Genomic DNA, 2,009 nt, shown 5'->3' on the forward strand with positions numbered 1-2,009 from the left:
CACTTTTGTGGAAGCCTTGGCAGCTTTTCGGACAGCGATGTCTTTCCGTTTCTTTGAGTGGCTGACCGAGAATCGGGATGTGTTTGCCGCTTACAAAGCCAGTTTAGGCTTTATTTGGGCTTGAAATTTGTTTAAGTCCCAATAGCTATATTAATCCAGAGCGCGACGAATTTGAAGACAACACCATTCTTGACGTTTCCACAGGGCAGCCACTGTCCAGCCTTGGGGTTCTAAAATATCTGTAACTGCTTGTGCTTGGGTGACGAGGATGCCGCTTAAAATTCCCCAAGTGGTGGGTTTTGCTAGACGGTTGATTTCGGGCATTAAAGCGATAATTGTCTCGGCTAAAATATTACAAACGATGCCATCGACACCATCGGGAATTAATTCTAATAACTCCTCGACACTACCCTGATTAATAGCTAAATTTTCGGGGTTAATTCGGTTGAGATGGCGATTACTGCGCGTCGCATTCACCGCCAGCGGATCTGTATCGACAGCATAAACTTTTTTGGCCCCCAATAAAATCGCCCCGATCGCCAGTATGCCGGAACCACAACCGATATCGGCGATAATTTTAGGCTCTGGATGGCTACTTAAACGCATTTCTAGGGATTCTAGACATAATTGCGTGGTTGGATGCGTTCCCGTGCCGAAAGCGGAACCGGGGTCAATTTTAATCACCAATCTCTGGTTATTTTCGGGGGGATTTAACCAAGCAGGACAGATCAAAAAGCGATCGCCGATCTCGCTAATTTGCCAATGTTGTTTCCAACTGCTGGCCCAGTCTTCCTCGTCCATTAACTGCCAATGGCTGACAGGTTCGGGAAAACCTAAAATCAAAGCATCTTCCTTTAAGCAGAGGCTTAGTGCCTCTAAATCGGGCAATTGCGCTTTAATTTCTGGTATATAGGCCTTAACCTCTAAAGAGGATTGTTTTTTAGCAGTGGCCGTTCCCGAACAGCCAAAATTTTCCAGTCTCCAGAAAACCGTTTCTTCGAGACTAGGTTCGCACAAAACCGTAATTTCCCACCAACTATTAGACATATATCAGTGATCAGTGATCAGTTATCAGATTTGAGTTTTCAGTCAACAGTATTAAGTAGGTGGGTGGAATTAAATATAAGATGAACGTAGGTTGGGTTGAAGCATGAAACCCAACGCCCGCATGGGTTACGCTACCGCTAACCCGTCCTACAAATAATTGTGCCTCCCTACTTAGGGCTGGCTGAATAAATCTAAAAACCTTGTTGGATAATATCTTTAGACTTTTTGTCAATCAAAAAGTACCGGCCCTGGGAGTGATCGGGGGGAAAATTCAGGGACTTTTTCCCTGAAAATTAGGTAATTGACCACCTGAAAATCGGTAAAACCCACACCCTGCCCCCAGGAAAAACTTTTTGCCGCAAACCCTAAATATAACTTAACTCAGTAAAAAAGACTTATTCGGATGGACAAGAAAGCCTTTTTTCAGCGCTTCTCGTCCTAATAACATCCGAAAACCCATGACATCGCGATTAGTCAAGGTTAATTCGATCGCCCATTGACGACCACCAAGTAATACACTCGTTCTAATAACGGGACGTAGTTGACTTTGACCCCCAGAATTTTTTATCTGTCGCCATTCGAGGATTTCTGCGGTGGTGGTGACAGTGTGGTGACTATCTTTTTGGTAGGGATGAACTTGAAAGCGCAGCCAATTGCGATCGCCATCTCGAAAAGGATGGAGATGAAAAGCGTGTAGGGCCGAGGAGCGAGCGCCTGTATCAATCTTGGCCTTTATTTTGGTAATGCCTAAATCAGGTAAATCCAGCCATTCTCGCCAACCGATGATGATTTTATCGGGTTTCATCCGTCTATTTAGGGTCTGCTGAAAAAGTTTTTCCTAGGGGCAGGGTGTAGGGTGTAGGGTGTGGGGTGTGGGGTTTTACCGATTTTGAGGGGGTCAATTACCTAATTTTCAGGGAAAAAGTCCCTGAATTTACCCCTGATCACTCCCATATCTGGTA

Annotated in this window: 2 protein-coding genes; both read right to left on the reverse strand. The window is 44.9% G+C overall.

Annotation, left to right across the window (positions count from 1 at the left end; all coding sequences use genetic code 11):
* Positions 1–150: 150 nt before the first annotated feature.
* Positions 151–1,047: a 50S ribosomal protein L11 methyltransferase gene (prmA, locus tag O9295_RS07730; protein ID WP_287738057.1), complete on the reverse strand. Its 897-nt coding sequence runs from the start codon at positions 1,045–1,047 to the stop codon at positions 151–153.
* A 376-nt stretch (positions 1,048–1,423) separates the two neighbouring features.
* Complete coding sequence (locus O9295_RS07735) at positions 1,424–1,852, reverse strand: ATP-dependent zinc protease family protein (RefSeq protein WP_288032574.1); 429 nt, start codon at positions 1,850–1,852, stop codon at positions 1,424–1,426.
* Positions 1,853–2,009: the final 157 nt, after the last annotated feature.

Origin of the sequence: Microcystis sp. LE18-22.4A, assembly GCF_027531105.1 — a bacterium.
Lineage (GTDB): Bacteria > Cyanobacteriota > Cyanobacteriia > Cyanobacteriales > Microcystaceae > Microcystis > Microcystis aeruginosa.

What these genes read in the sequence shown, in the direction of transcription:
- prmA (WP_287738057.1), bottom strand. Translation starts at nt 1,047, where the DNA reads ATGTCTAATAGTTGGTGGGAAATTACGGTTTTGTGCGAACCTAGTCTC.
- O9295_RS07735 (WP_288032574.1), bottom strand. Translation starts at nt 1,852, where the DNA reads ATGAAACCCGATAAAATCATCATCGGTTGGCGAGAATGGCTGGATTTA.